This is a genomic window from Collinsella aerofaciens (assembly GCF_005845035.1).
Lineage (GTDB): Bacteria > Actinomycetota > Coriobacteriia > Coriobacteriales > Coriobacteriaceae > Collinsella > Collinsella aerofaciens_I.
In genome coordinates this window covers 41,451-59,506 of sequence record NZ_SPFO01000005.1, presented here as the reverse complement: position 1 = coordinate 59,506, position 18,056 = coordinate 41,451, and the positions used below count along the sequence as shown (strand labels likewise).

Below are 18,056 nucleotides of genomic sequence, written 5' to 3'. Positions count from 1 at the left end.
GAGAGCCACCGAGAACTCGAACTTCTACCTCAACTTGTGAATTCAGACGAAAGGACGTTCTGATGAAGAAGACCATCGCAATCGGTTGCGACCATATCGTTACGGACGAGAAGATCTATCTGGCCGACCGCCTGGAGCAGGCTGGCTACCAGGTGCTCGACTGCGGCACCTATAGCCACAGCCGCACGCACTATCCCATCTACGGCAAGGCCGTGGGCGAGGCTGTTGCCAGCGGCAAGGCCGACTTTGGCGTGGCCCTGTGCGGCACCGGCATCGGCATCACCAACGCCGTCAACAAGGTCCCCGGCGCCCGCTGCGCCCTGGTCCGCGACATGACCTCTGCCCTGTATGCCCGTCGCGAGCTCAACGCCAACATCGTGGGCTTTGGCGGCAAGATCACCGGCGAGTTCCTGATGGCCGATATCATGCTTGCCTTCCTGGAGGAGCCCTACGAGAAGACTCCCGAGCACGACGCCCTGATCGCCAAGATCGACGCCTGCAATAAGGCCGACGCCGAGGCTCAGGCTGACCCGCACTTCTTTGACGAGTTCCTCGAGAAGTGGGACCGCGGCGAATACCATGATTAGCGGGTATCCGGCGTAATTAACTAGTCCGTTGACGGCTCGCGTTTCTGTGAGGGGCGCGGGCCGGTTTTCTATCAGCCCATTGACTCGGCGGGCTGGCGTAAGAAAGGGAAGGCTCCTATGGAGTTTGTTCTTGATAACGGTTCTATCCGCATAGCGCTAAGCACGGCGGGTGGCTCATTTACCTCTATTACGGCAAATGGTCGTGAGTACCTGTGGCAGGGCGATCCGTCGGTCTGGTCGGGTCAGGCGCCCATTTGCTTCCCGATCTGCGGTGGCCTTCGTGACGGCCGCGCGATGACCATGGGCGGTCGCGAGGTAAAGCTCGCCCGCCACGGCTTTGCGCGCAAACAGGAGTGGAAGCTTGAGGAGCAGAGCGACAACATGGTTGCGCTGAGCTTAAGCTCTGCCGACCATGCTGAGTTGCTCGAGCAGCACCCGTATCCGTTTAAGATCGTCGCTCGTTACACGATCGATTCGGAAAAGGTGGCCGTGTCGTACGAGGTGACCAATGAGGGCACCGAGGACATGCCGTTCTTTGTGGGCGGTCACCCCGGCTTTAAGTGCCCGCTCGACGAGGGCGAGTCCTACGACGATTACGAGCTTCGTTTTGAGCAGCGTGAGGCCGCCGAGCTCTGTACTGCCGTTCCCTCGACGGGCCTGATTGATGTTGAGCATCGCAGCAAGAACCCCATGATCGGCCAGAACCTACCGCTTACCCACGAACTCTTTGACTTTGCCGAGACTATCTTCGACGTGCTCGAGAGCCGCGTGGTTACGCTGACCAAGAAGACCGAGGACAAGGGCGTGCGCCTGACGTTCCCCGATATGCCGTACCTGATTGTGTGGAGCAAGCCCGAGGGCGACTTTGTGGCCGTGGAACCGTGGGGCGGCCTGTCCACCTGCTCCGACGAGGACGATATTCTGGAGCACAAGCGTGGCTGCCTGGTGGCCAAGCCGGGGGAGACCGTCACCCGCGGCTTTGAGATCGAGATCCTTTAAAGAGCTATCGTATGTTTGGGGACGCACATGTCGTGCCCCGGAAACAGGAGTTCAAGATGATTCTGACCGTTACCATGAACCCGTCGATTGATACGCGCTATCAGCTCGACAAGCTGATTATCGACGACGTGAATCGCGTGACGCCCGAAAAGACCGCTGGCGGTAAGGGCCTCAACGTGAGCCGCGTGCTGTTGCAGCTGGGAGATGACGTGCTCGCAACCGGTCTGCTCGGCGGCCACATGGGCGCCTATATGGCAGAGCTTATGGATGCCGACGGCGTCAAAAACGAATTTGTGCCCATCGCCGGTGAGACGCGCATTTGCCTGAACATCCTGCACGAGGGCAATCAGACCGAGCTGCTGGAGAGCGGTCCGCAGATCGCGCCTGCCGAGCTCGACGCCTTTACGGCAAAGTTCGCCGAGCTTGCTGCTAAGGCGGACGTCGTGACGCTTTCGGGCTCGCTGCCGCGTGGCGTCGATGCCGGCTACTATACCGAGCTCGTCAAGATCGCCGAGGAGGCGGGCGCCAAGGTGCTGCTTGACACCTCGGGTGCATCGCTGGAGGCCGCGCTGGAGTCCGACGCTAAGCCTGAGCTCGTAAAGCCCAACCTGACCGAGATTAACGGCCTACTGGGTACGTCCTTTACGACCGATGATGTCGATGCCCTGCGCGAGGCGCTTGCCGCCGATGGCCGCTTTGCCGGTATTCCCTGGGTTGTCGTTTCGATGGGTGCTGCCGGTTCGGTGGGCTTCCATGAGGGCCGTGCGTTCCGTGCCAAGACGCCCGCGATTGCCGCCGTCAACGCGACGGGTTCCGGCGACTCGACGATCGCTGGCTTTGCGCATGCCATCGCTGCCGGCGCCGACGATGTCACCGTGCTCAAGACAGCCAACACCTGCGGCAAGCTCAACGCCATGGATCCCAAGACCGGCCACCTGGTCATGGACCGCTGGGATGAGGTCTACAACAGCGTTGAAGTAACGGAGCTTTAGAGTTACGCGGTTTTACCAAACGCCGTAACCGGCCGACGCTGAGCGGGCCGCATTTGGACAATCTGACGTTCAACTTCAAGGGCGCGACCAGAAGGTCAGCGCCCTTTCGTTTCACGTCACCTTGTCTCAAATGCGGCCCGCTCGCTGCCGTTGCCAAGACATCGGCGTTGCCTTGCTTCGGGAATGCGGCAGATGGGGACGTTTCTTTTCTGCCGGCAGTTTGGGACACTCCTTACGGGGCACCCCCTCCACAGCGCCTACGCCAGCTTGTCGATTTGCCCAATCTCCCAGAGCGGAATGTTGACGAGCGTGCCCTCGTCTCTATATGTCGCTAACGATGTTCTCACGCAGCGCTCGAGCTTGAACTTTTCGCAGGCAATCCTCAGGCTCTTTGCTTTGAGGTTCTCTGCCGCCTTGACCTCGAGCGGAAGCACGGTCCCCGCATGGTCGATGGCAAAGTCAGTCTCTGCATTGCCGGAGGAGGATGACCAATACGCGGGAGTTTTGCCTTGGAGCAAAAGCTCCTGTGCGACGTATTGCTCGGTCAGCGAGCCTTTGAACTCCGTAAAAACAGCGGGCCCGTTCAGAACAATGGCTGGCGAGAGGCCGGAGAGTGCTCCGAGGATGCCGGTGTCGATGCAGAACAGCTTGAAGCCCGAGAGATCCTCGTAGCTTGTGAGCGGTGCTCTTAGGGCGGAAACACGTGGTACCTTATGAACGATTCCATAGTCCATGAGCCACTGGAGGCTTTCCTCAAAATCGCGTGCGCGCGCCCCGGGACGAAGCGCGCCGTAGACGAACTTCTTGTTTTCCTTTGCGAGCTGGCCGGGAAGGGATTTCCAAACCAGCCTCATGCGCTTGACGATGCGGGCTGGTGCATGCTTACCAAAATCGGATTCATAAGCTTCGATGATTTGCTGCTGAAGCCTGCGGGCCTCGATGAAATCGTGGGAGGCGGCGAAAGCGGAGACAACTTCTGGCATGCCACCGACGACGAGGTATTCCTTGAGCAGGCGCTCGAGCTTTTCGGAAACGTTTGCCAGCAGGTCCATGTTTGCGGCAAGGATGGCATCTGCGAGCGGATCGCCATCGACGGCACGAACGAACTCGACAAACCCCATGGGGCGCATGGTAAGCTGGTCGATCTTGCCGACGGGGAACGACTCGTTTTCGCGTCGGAGCGCGAGCCCCATATAGGAGCCGGCTGCCACGATATGGTATTCCGGCGCCAGCTCGTTGAAGTATTTGAGCGAGGTGATGCCACGCGGTGCCTCTTGGATTTCGTCGAAGATGATGAGCGTGTCTGTCGGCGTTATGGTCTGGCCGCGCAGGAGCTCTATCTGGGAGATGATGCGTTTGGGGTCAAGGCTTCCGTCGAACAGCGAACGTGCGCCCGGTTCGAGCATAAAGTCAAAACGGATGACGTTTTGATACTGCTGGCCTGCGAATTCGTTGAGAAGCCAGGTTTTTCCCGTCTGGCGGGCCCCCTTAAGTAGGAGGGGTTTGCGGTTTGCCCTAGATTTCCAAGCGATGAGTTCGTCCATTAGCTGTCGCTGCATACTGCCTCCTAACGATCATGGTTAGTATAAGATCGTTTTGGTCTTTCCATCGAAAAATGTGGGAGTAAACCACGTTTTTCCATCGAATAATGTGGGAGGCATCCACGTTTTTCCTTCGAATAATGTGTGGGTTTAGGTCGGCACCTGGGGACGTTCCTTTTCTGCCGGCAGTTTGGGACACTCCTTGCTTTGGTGTAAATTAGTTACCCTTGCATCAGAAAACGGCGCCCGTCGGCGATGTTGCCGGCGGGCGCCGTGGTCGTGTAGGCGCTATTCGTTAAGTGCGTGCGTTCGAGCTCGCGTGCTACAGCGAGTCGATAAAGCGCTGCTGGGCGGCGCGTCCTGCCCCGTCCCATTTAAAGACGCCGGCGTTGTCGAGCACGTGGCCAAACACCACGCCGACCTCCTCGTGCAGGATGTCGATGGCGTTATCGGCCGTAAGCTCATTGGCACGACGGGTGTAGACGTCCAGGGCCCACGCGGTGTGGCTGCGGCAAAGGTCGTCGCCCTCGAGTGCGGCGGCAAGATCGTAGCTTGCGTCAGCCTTGGCTGCCAGCAGGTGCTCGCGAACGGCACCAAGCTCGGGAACCAAACGCGGCGGTAAAATGGCCAGGCCCATGACCTCGATCAGGCCAATGTTCTCCTTCTTAATGTGGTGGTATTCGGCATGCGGGTGGAAAACGCCCAGCGGATGCTCGTCGGTCGTGATGTTGCAGCGAAGCGCCAGGTAGGCCTCGTAGATTTCGCCGCCGGCATTGCCGCGGGAGTCGACGCGGCGGATGACGGGCGTCACGGTGTTGTGCGCCACGCCATCGGCTGTGTGCGCGACGACGCCAACCGACTCATCGGTCCACTCGCGCCAGGCAAGGATAATCTTCTCGGCGGCGTCGAGCAGCTGGGCGCGGTCGTGCGAACGCAGTCGCAGCACCGAGAGCGGCCACTGCAACACGGTACCGCTGACCTGGTCAAAGCCGGGCACGCTAAACTGCGAGACCTCAGCGGCGTGCATCATGGGGAGCTCGTGTGCGCCGCCCTGGAAGTGGTCGTGCGACAAGATCGAGCCGCCCACGATGGGCAGGTCGGCGTTGGAGCCAATAAAGTAGTGCGGGAACAGGTCCACAAAATCGAGCAGGCAGGTCAGTCCCGTACGGTCGACGTGCATCGGGCGATGTTCGGAGCTCATAGCAATGCAGTGCTCGTTAAAGTACGCGTACGGGCTGTACTGGAAGCCCCACCGCTCGCCGTCGAGCTGGATGGGGATAATGCGCAGGTTCTGACGGGCGGGATGGGCACCGCCGTCGGCTGCGGCGGAGCGTCCAGGGTAGCCTTCGTTCTCGATGCACAGCTGACAGGCGGGATACTTCTCGCTCGTGTTTTTGGCGGCACCGGCCGCGGCAATATCGCGCGGGTCCTTTTCGGGCTTTGACAGGTTGATAGTGATCTCCAGGTCGCCCCAGTTGGTGGGGGTGCTCCATTTGATATTGCGCGCGATGGCGGCGCGGCGCACGTAGCCGGCATCACAGCACAGACCATAGAACCAGTCGGTCGCGGCGCGGGGCTCGTTGACGCCCATGCGTCCGTTGAACTCTTCGTTTACAACCGAAGGCCTCGGCATGAGCACGCCCATGATGCGCATGGCGATGCGGTCGCGGCCCGATGCCGTGTCCTCGGCAGCACCGTTGGCAACGGCGGCCTCGGAAAGCGCGGCAAGCGTGCCTTCAAGGTCAAAGTCGGGCAGGGTATCGGGGTGCAAGAGCGAGAGCTTCTCGGTCTTGATCGCCCAAGCCATGTCGAGTGCGGGACCAGTGGTGCCGATGCACTCCAAAATGGTGTTGTATGCCCAGATGCGATCGTCCTGGCCGATCATTGACCGGTGGATAGCGTACTCGATCAGGTTCTGTGCGGCCTCGCGCACGTCAGTCATTACAGCCATGCCGCGTAAGCCCCCTTGTCAGAGATGGCGTAGTGACGGGCAGAGCCCTCGCCCAGCCAGCCGTTCATCTTGGCAATGAAGGTGTCGACCAGGTCGAGCGGCACGAAGGCCTGGATGGTGCCACCAAAGCCGCCACCGTGGATACGGACGGCGCCGCGGCCGTCGAGCACGTGCTCGGCCAGCGCCAGGGCATACATGGAAGGCTGCTCGGAACCCAGCTTGGCAACAACATTCTGCAGGTACATGGCAGAGCTGGCGCCGGACTCGCGCGTCAGGACCAGGAACTGGTCGATGTCGCCGGCGTTCAGAGCTGCCCAGCGCTTGTCGACCAGGCCGTTCTCGTACCAGTAGTGAACGGCGCGCAGGCAGGCACGGTCGCCCAGTTTGGCGCGCAGCTCGGGGAGCCTGGCGTCAAAATCGGCAACGTCGACCTCGCACAGGCGTGCCTTGCCAAACTCGGCGGCAACGTCCTGCATCTCGCGCGGAACGGCGGCGTAGTCGTCGGTGGCGGCCACGTGGTCGGCACCGACCTTAACGAGCACGAGCGCATAGCCGTGATCCTCAAAGTTGAGCTCGAGCTTCTGGGTTTTAGGCTGAGCCTGGTCCTCAAAGTCCATGTAGGCAAGGCCGCCCAGGCACACGGCGGCCTGGTCCATCAGACCGCAGGGCTTGCCGTAATAGTTGTTCTCGGTGCGCTGGCTCATCTGCGCGAGCGCGACGGGCTCGATGGCGGGTGCGCCCCAGAGGGTTTCCATGGCACGACCGTATGCGGCCTCGACGGCGGCAGAGCTGGAAAGACCGCCACCCGAGGGGACGGAGCAGGTGAAGGCGAAGTCGAAGCCCTGGGGCTCAACGCCCAGAGCAGCGATTTCGTGGGCCATGCCGCGGACGAGGCTCGCGGACGTGCCCTTCTCGGACTCTTGAATATCCAGCGTGTCGAGCATGATTTCAAACGTAGGATAGCCCTCGTCGGCGACGCGAATCTTGTTGGAGTCGGTTGCCACGGCGATGCCGTCAACGGCGACATCGAGCGAGCCGGCGATAACGTGGCCGCCCTCGTGGTCGGTGTGGTTGCCGCTGATCTCGGAACGCCCGGGCGCGTGTACGTAGAGCACCTGGCGGTCGCCGATGGGGCCAAACTCCTCCTCGAACAGCCTGGTGAGCGTGGTGAGTGTCTTTTCGTCGGGGGCGGTCATATGGGTCCTTTCCTTGACGCGGGAGAGATTGGTCCGTGTCATTATGAGTACGTTAACAATTTTGAGCACCACAAACCAGACGGTCGCAGCGCTGCACGTTAATAGGTATGTTAACGTACTCATAACACAACGCATATCTATTTCTGAGAATCTGGTAATCGGTAGATTTTCGGCCGTGAACGGTGTAGCCGTATGGACATATGGAGCAAAAGAACCGCTGATAGAAAAAGTAGAGTACGTTAACATGCGTCCGACGATAGCGGGCCTCGGTGCGGGGCGTGCTTCCGCTCGGGCCGACATTCACGCTATTCAGATCTTGCGAGAGCGAAGGTGATTTTGTGGCAAGGCGCCCTTCCAATGATACAGGTACGCGCCCGGTTTCCATGGCCGACGTTGCCCGCGCTGCCGGTGTTTCGCAGCAGACGGTTTCGCGCGTTGCCAACGGCCTTCCTAACGTCAACGAGCAGACGCGCCAGCGCGTGCAGGCCGCTATGCAAGAGCTCGGCTTTCGTCCGAGTTATGCCGGTCGCTCGCTGCGCGACGGCCGTTACCATTCGGTCGGCCTATGCATCAACGATGTCACCAAGTTTGGCAACCTCTCAATGATCGACGGCATCGCCAGCGCTGCTCGCGAGCATAATTGCGCCATCACGCTGGTCGAGATGTCCAAGACCGAGGAATTCTCGCTTGCCGAGGCCACGCGTCGTATGGCCGCATTGCCGGTGGACGGCATCATCATCGGCATGAGCCGCATGGCGCCCGATTTTGAGACGTTTGATCCACTGCCGGGCATTGGCACGGTCGTCGTTACCATGTACGCGCACCCGCGGGTGACCACGGTCGACTCCGACCATTACGGCTGCTCGCTCTTGCTTATGAATCACTTGTTTGAGCTGGGGCACGAGCAGATTCGCTATATTGGCGGCCCGTCGTTCTCGGTCGACGAGCAATTTCGTCGCGCCGGTTGGCAGGATGCACTCGAGCGTAAACACATCGAGCCGGCAGAGCCGCTCGAGGGCGACTGGTCTGCCAACAGCGGCTACGAGGCCGGCAGGTACCTGGCCGAGCACGATCACACCATGACGGCGATCTATGCGGCAAACGATCAGATGGCAAATGGCGCGATTGCCGCGCTGCGTGATAGCGGCCTGCGCGTGCCCGAGGACGTAAGCGTGGTGGGCGTCGACGATTCGCTCGATGATTTTGTGGCACACAACGAGCTCACGACCGTCCGGTTCGATCTGCACCAGCGCGGTCGCGAGGTGTTTGAGCATGCGGTTCCCAAGGAGGGGGCAACGGACAAAACCGTCGCCATTCGCATCCCTGGTCAGCTCATCGTTCGACATACCACAGCAGAGCCGCTCGCATAGTTTTTGCAGGTCAACGGCGGTATATTCCGCCTCAATAACAATCGGTAAGGATGTTGGCAGATAGCCGTGGCTATGGAGACGAGTGTTATGATAGACGGGCTCTTTTGTCTATCTAGGAGGCTTTGCCTGATGGAGATCACCAAGGATATCCGCTACATTGGCGTCAACGATCACGACATTGACCTGTTCGAGGGCCAGTATGACGTGTCCGAGAATGGTATGGCATACAACAGCTACGTTATCTTGGGCGACAAGATCGCCGTCGCCGATTCGGTTGACGCTGGCTTTGTCGATGAGTGGCTCGGCAACCTCGAGGCCGCGCTCGACGGCCGTACGCCCGACTACCTGGTTGTCCATCACATGGAGCCCGATCACTCCGCCGGTATCGCCGCCTTTATGGAGCGCTATCCCCAGGCACAGATTGTGGCCAGCATGGGCGCTTTCCGCATGATGGTCAACTACTTTGGCACCGACTTCCCCGAGCGCAAGATGGTCGTCAAAGATGGCGACGTGCTCGACCTGGGCGGCCACAGCCTGACGTTTGTCGGCGCCCCCAACGTTCACTGGCCCGAGGTACTCTTCTCCTACGAGTCCACCGATAAGGTGCTCTTTAGCGCCGACGGCTTTGGAAAGTTTGGCGCCAACGACATCGAGGATCCCGAGGGTTGGGCCTGCGAGGCGCGCCGTTACTACTTTGGCATCGTCGGCAAGTTCGGCAAGTTCGTGCAGGCCGTGCTCAAGAAGGCCGCCGACCTGGACATCCAGATTATCTGCCCGCTCCACGGCCCCGTGCTGACCGAGAATCTGGGCTACTACCTCGACACTTACAACACCTGGTCGAGCTACCAGCCCGAGGACGAGGGCATCACGATCGCCTATGCGAGTGTGTATGGCCATCTGAAGGCTGCCGTTGAGGAGCTCGCATCTGCGCTCGAGGCCCGCGGCCAGAAGGTCTCCGTCTTTGACCTGGCACGCGACGATATGGCCGAGGCTGTTGAGGACGCGTTCCGCTATGACCGTCTGGTGCTCGCCTCCATCACCTATCAGGGCGAGATCTTTCCGTTCATGAGCACCTTTATCCACACGCTTGCCGAGCACGCCTATCAGAACCGTACGGTGGCGCTCGTTGAGGCCGGCTCCTGGGCGCCCACCGCTGCCAAGGTTATGACCAAGGAGCTCGAGGGCATGAAGGACATCACCCTGACGCAGAACAAGGTGACCGTCCTGGGCTCGCTCAACGACGCTTCGCGCGCCCAGATCGAAGCCCTCGCCGACGAGCTGTCCAAGTAACAACGCGCTTGCTTCTACCGTCAAAACCACCACAAAGGTGCCTGTCCCCTTTGTGGTGGTTTTTGTTTTAGGCGGTGGCGAGGATGAGGGTTGGGACGTCGACGTCGGTGGCCTCGGCGATTGAGGTAGCGACGGAGCCATCGGGATCACGGTCCATCACGATGGTGTCGACATCGGTAAGTTCGGCGAAGCGGTACATGCCGCGTCCGTTAACCTTGCTGGCGTCCATGAGGGCGACGCTTTGATGGGCCGCGGCGATCATAGCCGTTTTAGTCTCGGCCATCTGGGGAAAGTCGGTCGTAAAGCCGCAGCTGGAGACAAAGGCGCCGGGGCACATGACGGCCAGATCGGCATGGACCATTTGGAGCGCCTGCATAGTGAGCGGTCCGTACAAATAACGATGGCCTTTGCGCAGCGCCCCGCCCAGCATGACGACATCGACCGAGGGCATGCTCTCGTCGATGTAATCGGCAATGGTAATGTCTGCCGTGATGACGGTGATGCCGTCGCGCTGGTCGAGGAGCCGGACGAACTCGAGCGCCGTGGTGCCCGAGTCGACGAGCAGCGTGTCGCCGTCATTGACGAGCTCGATGGCGCTTTGCGCGATGGCCTGCTTGGCAGCGACGTTGACATTGATGCGGCGATCCTGCGTGGAGACGGTCAGGCGTTTGTGGAGCGAGACGGCACCGCCGTGCGTGCGGCGCAGCTTGCCTGCTTCGGCGAGCGCGTCCAGGTCGGCGCGGGCGGTGACGGAGGACACGCCAAAGGTCTGGGCGATTTCTGCTACCTGCACCGAGGCGTTATGATCGAGCATTTCCATGATGGCGGCGCGGCGTTCGTCGGCAAAAGCACGGTTGGTAGCTTGGGTCATGTCTGCTCCATTTTCGGCTAAATTTGCAGGAATTGTGTTGACTCTATTTTCGTTCATTTTCTTTTTGAGTAAGAAAACACCTTTCGATTACTTATCTTTTCTATAAAAGAAAGACGCTCAACGCCCAAAATTCAATATCGAACACGCCCACTCGGCTCCAATTCCTTCCGTTTACTTTTCAAAAACGACGGTATTGACCTGCATGGGCTCAATATCTCGCACGTGCAAAGACGCTGAATTTCATACAATGAGCGCAGCAAAACGCAAGGTAAAACGCCTTGCGGACACGTACGCCCGATGTCCAGATGCGGGCGAGGGAGAGGAGCAAACGCTCATGGCACTTGTTACCACCGAAAAGATGCTCAAGGACGCTCAGGCCGGCCACTACGCTGTTGGCGCTTTCAACGTCGAGAACCTCGAGTTTGTTATGGCCGTTTTGGCTGCTGCCGAGGAGACCAAGTCCCCCGTCATCATGCAGACCACCCCGGGCACCATTAAGACCGCTGGTCTGGACTACTTCTACGGCATGGTCAAGGCTGCCGCCGAGCGCGCTTCCGTGCCCGTCGCTCTGCACCTCGATCACGGCGATGGCTATGACCGCTGCATGCAGGCTTTCCGCACCGGCTACACCTCTGTCATGATCGACGGCTCGCACGAGTCCTTCGAGGACAACATCGCTCTGACCAAGTCCGTCGCCGACGCTGGCCGCGCCATGGGCGTGCCCGTCGAGGCTGAGCTCGGTAAGGTTGGCGGCAAGGAGGACGACGGTCCCGCGGTTGAGGGCGAGAGCCCCTACACCGATCCGGCCGAGGCCAAGGAGTTCGTCGAGCGTACCGGCTGCACCTCCCTCGCAATTGGCGTTGGCACCAGCCACGGTGTGTACACGAGCGATCCGCACATCGAGCAGTCCGTGGTCAAGGCCATCCGCGACGCCGTTGACGTGCCGCTGGTCCTGCACGGCACCTCCGGTGTGCCCGATGAGCAGGTTGCCGAGGCTGTGAAGAACGGTATCTGCAAGGTTAACTACGCCACCGAGCTGCGTCAGGCCTACACCAAGGGCTTCATGGCCTACATGGCCGAGAACCCCGCCTGCTTCGACCCCAAGAAGCCGGCCAAGGAGGGTATGCGTGAGATCACCGAGCTGGTTAAGATCCGCATGACCAACCTCAACTCCGTGGGCAAAGCAGAGTAACAGCAAGGGTACTCCGACTCGCTACATATCCCGGGGAGGGACGAGGGCTTAGTTCCCCAATCGTCCTCGGGCATGCAAAAAGCCTCGCTGCGCACTTCGTGCGGCGAGGCTTTTTGCCCCCTGCGGAAAGATTGGGGAACTAAGCCCTCGTCCCTCCCAAGTTGACCTGCTTGAGGTCGTCGCCCTTGTGGCGTTGGGGCGGAAATGGGTGGAACGTTAGGGCTTCTTTGCTGATGGGGGATTAGTATGCCCGGGCTTGGTTGGGGAATGACTTGTTTAGGGATGCTTGGAGCTTTTCGAACGATGCTCGCAAGTTGTGGCTCTGGTCTGTTGAGCGTTTGGCTTTTGTGGTGGGGGAGTCGAGGAGGCCGTTTCTCTGTGTCGGGGGGAAGGAGAAAAGGTCCGCATGTTTTAGGGATGGCTGCTGTGCTGCGTCATTGGAAGAATGCATGCTTATGCGGCCTCCTCGATGTCCACCAAAAGGTTGCGCACGGGGTGTGCTGCTAGGTCCCGTGCGTTGGCAGTATTATGCCGCGGACGTCGCAAAGAAGCGCTAAAGAAAGGCTTAATGAGGTTTGCAATTACGATGAAACCGCAGGTCAGAGCTATCGAGTAACACTCTTGAGAGGTTTTGAACTTAAGGGCTTTCTAAGGTTTGTGGCGCGGATGTGGCTCGCCTGTGTGGGGCGTGTGGACGGCTCGTTCCTAGCGCTGCGGCTCTGTGGCGCGCACCTGCTCGATGACCTTTTCCATTGTGGCGTCGATGCGGTCTTTTTTGAGCTCGCATTCCCAGATGGTTATGGGTGTCCAGCCCATTTGAGTGAGTGCTGCCACGGCAGCGCGGTCGCGCTCGACGTTGCGACGGAACTTTGCCTCCCAAAACTCAACGTTGCGCTTGGGCTGGCTCGGATTGCACTTGGGGCAGCGGTGCCAAAAGCAGCCGTTGACGAAGATGGCGATCTTGCGGCCGGGGAAGGCGATGTCGGGCTTGCCGGGAACCTTCCATTCCAAGCGATAACCCGTAAGGCCCGCTGCCCGCAGGCGCTGGCGAACGAGCAGCTCGGGTTTGGTGTTCGCACGCTTGTTGCCCTTCATGGATTTTTTTATAGCGGCGCGACGGCGCACGAGCTCACGCTCGTCGGCGGAAAGGTCCGAGGTGTCGATGCCGTCCAGCAAGCCGGGCTTGGGGCGCTTCTTGCTGCGGCGCTTAGGTGCGCGCTTGGGCTTGGTGGCGGGTTTGTCGGCTGTGGTGGGCGTGGCGTCATCGGCGGAGCTTGCCTCGAGCCGATCTTCCTTCAACTCAATCAGAGCATCGATAAGCCCTTTGTCGGCGGGCATCCATTCCACCATGGCAAGCGAGGTGCGCGGAATCCAGCGGATATCGAGCTGGCGGTCGTGCTTCTGAGGCTCATCGGATTCTTTAGCCAGCGAGCAGTAGTAACACTCCATTGAGAGATGAAAATCGGGGTAGTCATACTCAACGGTGTAGAAGTCACGCAGGTTGGTGACTTTGACCTGCAGCTCTTCCATGAGTTCGCGGCGTACGGCGTCCTCGGGCGACTCGCCGCGCATGAGCTTGCCACCGGGGAACTCCCAAAGTCCCTGCATGTTGCCGTAGCCGCGCTGCACGGCAAGCAGCTCATCGGATCCTTCCTTGCGAATGATCCCAGCGGCAACATGAACAGTCTTCAACAGGAGTCCTCTCTCAACAACGACACATGACAGGGTAGTCTTTTTGGGACGGGGCTTTTTTAGCTGCCCTATGTCAAATGCCGCCTCATGCTTCGAAGGTTTCAGATGGGGTAGCTAAAAAAGCCCCGTCCCAAAAAGACTACCCCTACCTTACACAACGGTAAGGCAAGCGTAAGCCATATCGATGGTAGCCGACTCATCTTCTTGCGACTATAGATGCCGTAGACTAATTGCAAGAAAGGACTCGGTATGCAAACCACGCACATGGCGACCCCGGTACTGGAGGTCGCGCATCTCGAAAAGGTATACGGAGCGCTGGGCAACGTGACCCGCGCGCTCAACGACGTCAGCTTTACCGTCAACCGCGGTGAGTTCGTGGGCATCATGGGCGCTTCGGGCTCGGGCAAGTCGACCCTGCTCAACTGCGTGTCGACCATCGATAGCGCCACGAGCGGCACGATCCGCATCAACGGCCAGGACGTGACGCGCATGAAGCAGACCAAGCTCTCGCAGTTCCGTCGCGAGGAGCTCGGCTTTATCTTCCAGGACTCCAACCTGCTCGATACGCTCACGGCACGCGAGAATATCGCCCTGCCGCTCACCATTGCCCGCACAAACTCGGCAGAGATCTCGACCCGCGTGCAGGATGTGGCAGCGCGCCTGTCCATCAGTCAGGTGCTCGACAAGTATCCCTACCAGATGTCCGGCGGTCAGCAGCAGCGCGTTGCCGCGGCCCGCGCGCTCGTCACCGACCCCACCATGATCATGGCCGACGAGCCCACCGGCGCCCTCGATTCCAAGAGTGCCCGCCTGCTGCTCGAGAGCCTGGAGGCACTGAATCGCCGCCTGCGCGCCACGGTGCTCATGGTCACGCACGACAGCTTTGCCGCCAGCTACACGAGCCGTGTGCTGTTTATTCGCGACGGCAAGATCTTCACCGAGCTGCGCCGCGGCGACACCGACCGCCGAGAGTTCTTCGACCGCATTATGGAGGTCGTTGCCATGATGGGCGGTGAGGGCTCCGATGCTCTGTAAACTCGCTTGGGGCAACGTCCGCCGCGCCGGCCGCGACTACCTCGTCTACTTGCTGACGCTCACCCTGGGCGTCACGGTCTTCTATGCCTTTAACACCATCTCGATGCAGGTCGACATCGCCGGAATCGATGAAGAGGGCTTGGCGCAGGTTATGGGCAGCATACTCGGCGACCTGACGTACTTTTTGGCCGGTGTCATGGCCTTTTTGATGGTGTACGCCAATAACTTCATCATGAAACGCCGCAAGAAGGAGTTTGGCCTGTACCAGGTGCTCGGCATGGGGCGCGGGCGCGTCGCCACGATCATGGCGCTCGAGACCGTGATAGTATCGGTCGTGGCCTTTGTCGCCGGCATTGTGCTGGGTGTGGGACTCTCCCAGCTCATGACGTTCTTTACGGCCTCGCTTTTTAAGACACAGATCGCCAATTTCCACTTCTTTTTCTCGGTGCATGCGTTCAATCTGACCCTTGCCTGCATGCTCGTAATGTTTGTGCTCACGCTACTGCTGAACCTTCGCGCCGTGCGTCGTACCAAACTCATCGAGCTTATGGGTGCCGAGCGTCGCAACGAGAGCATCAAGACACGCAACCCCTGGATCGCGATTGCCATCTTTGCCGTGGGCGTGGTGCTTGTGGGCGTGGCCTATTACCGTCTGCTACGTGATGGGTTCCCGCTAACCGCGACGGACAGCAAGCTGCAAGAGGCCATGAACCAGTTTGGTATTACGACCGCTATGGTTACCGTGGGCACCTTTGCCCTGTTTTGGGGACTCTCAGGCATGCTCATCAAGCTGCTGCAGAGCCTGCGCGGCGTGTATTGGCGCGGCCTCAACATGTTTACCGTGCGCCAGCTTGCGGCCAAGGTCAACACGGTGTGCTTTTCGATGGGCGTCATCGCGATGCTCCTGTTTTTGGCCATCACCTCGGTGACGTGTGGTATGTCGATTGCCAATGTGATGAACGAAAACCTGGAGCGCTATAACCCTGTTGACGTGTCTCAGACGTATGTCTATTACACGCCCGATACGCTCGACTACTACAAAGAATATGTCAATCCGTCTGAAGCCGACCGCATGGTGCTAGCCGATACAACGGTCGATTTGTACCCTGCATGGCACGGCAAGGGCAAGTCGGCGGACAACAACGACGAGACCGGCAAGAAGGTCGATATCGCCGATGTTGCCGGTGAGCATGTGCAGATCGATTCGTATCTGAGTTACCCATTTGGCGGTTCGAACCCTTCGGTGTCTGCGGGTGAGATGTGCAAAACCATGGGCGAAAAGCTTCCCAAGGCGCTCGGGGGTAGCAATGCCGATACGATGGGTCTGTTTGTGACGCCGGCAAGCCAGTACAACAAACTGCGCCAGATGATGGACGAGGAGCCGGTGAGCATTGGCCGCGACCAGTACCTGCTTACGTGTGATATGGGCGGTGAGCTGGGCGACCTGTACACCAAATACATGGCCGGCGGCCATACCCTTACCTTGGGCGGGCATGAGCTCAAGCCCGCAACCGATAAGTCGGACAAGGACACGGCGGCCATCGCCAACTCGGCGATGGGCAGTAATCCGGGTACCGTCGTCGTTGCCGACGAGCTGTTGTCCCAGCTTAACCTGCAGCCGTATTCCAGCAACCTGCTCGTTAACTACAAGCAGGGGATGGATGTGACCAAGGCCGATGAGAGCATTAAATACACCCTGCTCGACGATCTGCTCGTGGATGGCAAGAAGCCGGGGTCATGGGGAGTCTTTATGACGCGCTCCGAGATGTATACGCAGGCGGCGCAGATGAACGGCATGATTAGCTATCTGGCCATCTACATTGGCTTTGTACTGGTCGTTGCGTGCGCGGCGATACTGTCGATCCAGCAGCTCTCCAATGTGGCCGACGGCAGCCGCAGCTATCGTGTGCTGGCACAGATCGGCTGTGACGACCGCCAGATTCGCCATTCGGTGATGGCGCAGCAAGCGGTATTCTTCCTGTTCCCGCTGGCAGTGGGCCTGGCGCACTCCTTTGTGGCGCTCAAGGTGATTATCGAGCTGGTGAGCATATTCGGAGATATGAGCATCGGCGGCACCGTGGGCCTCACCTGTGCAATCTTCCTGGCAGCCTATGGTGGCTACTTCCTGGTGACGTACCTCATGAGCGCCGGCATGGTACAAGCTGCCATCGCTACCCGCTACAGCGAATAGGCGACCTAAAGCAAAACAATTGCAGGTAGAGCATAAGTCAGCGAAAACGCCCCAGAGCGAGCAAGATGACGTAAAAGAGGAGGGAAGCGTACTTTGGTACGCGACCGACGATTGAACGTCAGGTTGCCTCTCTGGGACGTTTGTAGCGTCGAGCCGTTACGCGGTTTGGTAAAACCGCGTAACCTACCTTTTCCAGAAGTGGAGGATGAGGGTCGTGCGGTTTTGCTGTTCGGTTTTGACCAGGATGTTGTGGATGTGGGTTTTGACGGTGCCCACGGCAAGGAACAGCTCGTCGGCGATCTCTTGGTTCGACTTGCCCAGCACAACCAGGCGCATGACCTCGGTCTCGCGGTTGGAGAGCTTGTAGGCGTTGCGATAGAAGGGCATCTGCTCTTCGATGTGTCGATCAAGATCGCTGACGTTCTTTTCCTCGGGAGCCTCCTGCATGCGGATTGAAAGCACGTGATAGGCGTAGATGATCAGCAGGATGGCAAAGTAGCAAGCGAAGACGTTCTCGCTAAAGTTGCGCTCGGACAGGTACAGCTGCAGCCAAGAGGGCGCCAGGCTCATGGGAACTACCAGGATGTTGTAGAAGTCCTCGGCAACGATGCAGCCAACCAGAATGGCGCCGATAATCAGGTGTTTCTTTTGGTTGTTAACACGTGCCTTCAGCTCAACCTTCGTACTCTTGCGAGCCGTCCAAAAGATATACAGTCCCACAAAGACAAGGAACACCTGGCGCATGGTGTAGTAAAGCCACTGGTGCATGGGACCATAGGGGACGGCGACGATAATCAACAGCTCGCTTACCAAGAACGTTGCGACGGGAATGACGAACAGCTTCTTAGAGTGCTTGTCGAGCAAATCCATGGCAATCAGCCAAATAAAAGCCTGTGAAGCGGTCGCCACAAGGGTCCGCAACACAGGCATGGTAATTGAGTAATAGTCGCTGGCTGGAAAACTCTGGTTTTGCAGCGTGTATTCAAAAAAGAAAATCTCGGTCATCTCGATGGCATAGCAGATAAATACGCCGCTGCCATAGATAAAGAAGCGTCGACGAGACGAGGCATAGGCGGCAAGCGAGAGCACCGCCGTCACAATACAGATCACGAGTATCGCTAGGGTATAGAAGAACATCAGGGTGTTCAT

The 18,056-nt window shown here is 59.2% G+C and carries 14 protein-coding genes; 8 read left to right on the top strand and 6 right to left on the bottom strand.

Going from position 1 to position 18,056, the window contains the following annotated elements; all coding sequences use genetic code 11:
• The first annotated feature begins 62 nt into the window (after window positions 1-62).
• From lacB to FGQ67_RS03755, 3 genes are all read left to right on the top strand, one after another.
• On the top strand, window positions 63-587 hold the full coding sequence (gene lacB / locus FGQ67_RS03765; protein ID WP_138340163.1) for a galactose-6-phosphate isomerase subunit LacB: 525 nt from the start codon (window positions 63-65) through the stop codon (window positions 585-587).
• Between the two features lie 117 nt (window positions 588-704).
• Window positions 705-1,586, top strand: a complete 882-nt coding sequence (locus tag FGQ67_RS03760) for an aldose 1-epimerase family protein (protein ID WP_138340162.1) — start codon at window positions 705-707, stop codon at window positions 1,584-1,586.
• A gap of 56 nt (window positions 1,587-1,642) precedes the next feature.
• Window positions 1,643-2,578, top strand: coding sequence for a hexose kinase (locus FGQ67_RS03755; RefSeq protein ID WP_138340159.1), 936 nt, complete (start codon window positions 1,643-1,645; stop codon window positions 2,576-2,578).
• Window positions 2,579-2,835: 257 nt separating this feature from the next.
• On the opposite strand, the gene FGQ67_RS03750 is transcribed toward FGQ67_RS03755, so the two are convergent.
• The 3 genes from FGQ67_RS03750 to FGQ67_RS03740 all read right to left on the bottom strand — a co-directional run bounded on the left by FGQ67_RS03750 (window position 2,836) and on the right by FGQ67_RS03740 (window position 7,266).
• Window positions 2,836-4,137, bottom strand: coding sequence for an ATP-binding protein (locus tag FGQ67_RS03750; protein ID WP_138340157.1), 1,302 nt, complete (start codon window positions 4,135-4,137; stop codon window positions 2,836-2,838).
• A gap of 304 nt (window positions 4,138-4,441) precedes the next feature.
• Entirely contained in the window at window positions 4,442-6,070 is a 1,629-nt protein-coding gene (locus FGQ67_RS03745) for a UDP-glucose--hexose-1-phosphate uridylyltransferase (RefSeq protein ID WP_249934375.1), read from the bottom strand.
• Entirely contained in the window at window positions 6,061-7,266 is a 1,206-nt protein-coding gene (locus FGQ67_RS03740; protein ID WP_171025184.1) for a galactokinase, read from the bottom strand. Before FGQ67_RS03740 ends, FGQ67_RS03745 begins: the two co-directional genes overlap by 10 nt.
• Window positions 7,267-7,649: 383 nt before the next feature.
• Here FGQ67_RS03740 and FGQ67_RS03735 point away from each other — a divergent pair, with 383 nt between their 5' ends.
• Both FGQ67_RS03735 and FGQ67_RS03730 read left to right on the top strand, forming a co-directional pair.
• Window positions 7,650-8,636 carry a LacI family DNA-binding transcriptional regulator gene (locus FGQ67_RS03735; RefSeq protein ID WP_138340295.1) on the top strand — a complete coding sequence of 329 codons (987 nt, stop codon included), beginning with the start codon at window positions 7,650-7,652 and terminating at the stop codon, window positions 8,634-8,636.
• A gap of 129 nt (window positions 8,637-8,765) precedes the next feature.
• Entirely contained in the window at window positions 8,766-9,926 is a 1,161-nt protein-coding gene (locus tag FGQ67_RS03730) for an FprA family A-type flavoprotein (RefSeq protein WP_171025183.1), read from the top strand.
• Between the two features lie 67 nt (window positions 9,927-9,993).
• Here FGQ67_RS03730 and FGQ67_RS03725 read toward each other — a convergent pair whose 3' ends face one another.
• Window positions 9,994-10,797 carry a DeoR/GlpR family DNA-binding transcription regulator gene (locus FGQ67_RS03725; protein ID WP_138340154.1) on the bottom strand — a complete coding sequence of 268 codons (804 nt, stop codon included), beginning with the start codon at window positions 10,795-10,797 and terminating at the stop codon, window positions 9,994-9,996.
• Window positions 10,798-11,131: 334 nt separating this feature from the next.
• Here FGQ67_RS03725 and FGQ67_RS03720 point away from each other — a divergent pair, with 334 nt between their 5' ends.
• Entirely contained in the window at window positions 11,132-11,989 is an 858-nt protein-coding gene (locus FGQ67_RS03720; protein WP_022095149.1) for a class II fructose-bisphosphate aldolase, read from the top strand.
• 705 nt (window positions 11,990-12,694) lie between these two features.
• Here the strand turns inward: FGQ67_RS03720 and vsr are convergent.
• Window positions 12,695-13,681, bottom strand: a complete 987-nt coding sequence (vsr, locus tag FGQ67_RS10260) for a DNA mismatch endonuclease Vsr (RefSeq protein ID WP_249934374.1) — start codon at window positions 13,679-13,681, stop codon at window positions 12,695-12,697.
• A 249-nt stretch (window positions 13,682-13,930) separates the two neighbouring features.
• On the opposite strand from vsr, the gene FGQ67_RS03705 reads away from it, so the two are divergent.
• On the top strand, window positions 13,931-14,716 hold the full coding sequence (locus FGQ67_RS03705; protein WP_138340152.1) for an ABC transporter ATP-binding protein: 786 nt from the start codon (window positions 13,931-13,933) through the stop codon (window positions 14,714-14,716).
• Complete coding sequence (locus FGQ67_RS03700) at window positions 14,706-16,907, top strand: ABC transporter permease (protein ID WP_138340150.1); 2,202 nt, start codon at window positions 14,706-14,708, stop codon at window positions 16,905-16,907. Before FGQ67_RS03705 ends, FGQ67_RS03700 begins: the two co-directional genes overlap by 11 nt.
• 183 nt (window positions 16,908-17,090) lie before the next feature.
• On the opposite strand, the gene FGQ67_RS03695 is transcribed toward FGQ67_RS03700, so the two are convergent.
• Window positions 17,091-18,056, bottom strand: a complete 966-nt coding sequence (locus tag FGQ67_RS03695; RefSeq protein ID WP_138340148.1) for a response regulator transcription factor — start codon at window positions 18,054-18,056, stop codon at window positions 17,091-17,093.

What these genes read in the sequence shown, in the direction of transcription:
- lacB (WP_138340163.1), top strand. Translation starts at nt 63, where the DNA reads ATGAAGAAGACCATCGCAATCGGTTGCGACCATATCGTTACGGACGAG.
- FGQ67_RS03760 (WP_138340162.1), top strand. Translation starts at nt 705, where the DNA reads ATGGAGTTTGTTCTTGATAACGGTTCTATCCGCATAGCGCTAAGCACG.
- FGQ67_RS03755 (WP_138340159.1), top strand. Translation starts at nt 1,643, where the DNA reads ATGATTCTGACCGTTACCATGAACCCGTCGATTGATACGCGCTATCAG.
- FGQ67_RS03750 (WP_138340157.1), bottom strand. Translation starts at nt 4,137, where the DNA reads ATGCAGCGACAGCTAATGGACGAACTCATCGCTTGGAAATCTAGGGCA.
- FGQ67_RS03745 (WP_249934375.1), bottom strand. Translation starts at nt 6,070, where the DNA reads ATGGCTGTAATGACTGACGTGCGCGAGGCCGCACAGAACCTGATCGAG.
- FGQ67_RS03740 (WP_171025184.1), bottom strand. Translation starts at nt 7,266, where the DNA reads ATGACCGCCCCCGACGAAAAGACACTCACCACGCTCACCAGGCTGTTC.
- FGQ67_RS03735 (WP_138340295.1), top strand. Translation starts at nt 7,650, where the DNA reads ATGGCCGACGTTGCCCGCGCTGCCGGTGTTTCGCAGCAGACGGTTTCG.
- FGQ67_RS03730 (WP_171025183.1), top strand. Translation starts at nt 8,766, where the DNA reads ATGGAGATCACCAAGGATATCCGCTACATTGGCGTCAACGATCACGAC.
- FGQ67_RS03725 (WP_138340154.1), bottom strand. Translation starts at nt 10,797, where the DNA reads ATGACCCAAGCTACCAACCGTGCTTTTGCCGACGAACGCCGCGCCGCC.
- FGQ67_RS03720 (WP_022095149.1), top strand. Translation starts at nt 11,132, where the DNA reads ATGGCACTTGTTACCACCGAAAAGATGCTCAAGGACGCTCAGGCCGGC.
- FGQ67_RS03705 (WP_138340152.1), top strand. Translation starts at nt 13,931, where the DNA reads ATGCAAACCACGCACATGGCGACCCCGGTACTGGAGGTCGCGCATCTC.
- FGQ67_RS03700 (WP_138340150.1), top strand. Translation starts at nt 14,706, where the DNA reads ATGCTCTGTAAACTCGCTTGGGGCAACGTCCGCCGCGCCGGCCGCGAC.
- FGQ67_RS03695 (WP_138340148.1), bottom strand. Translation starts at nt 18,056, where the DNA reads ATGAACACCCTGATGTTCTTCTATACCCTAGCGATACTCGTGATCTGT.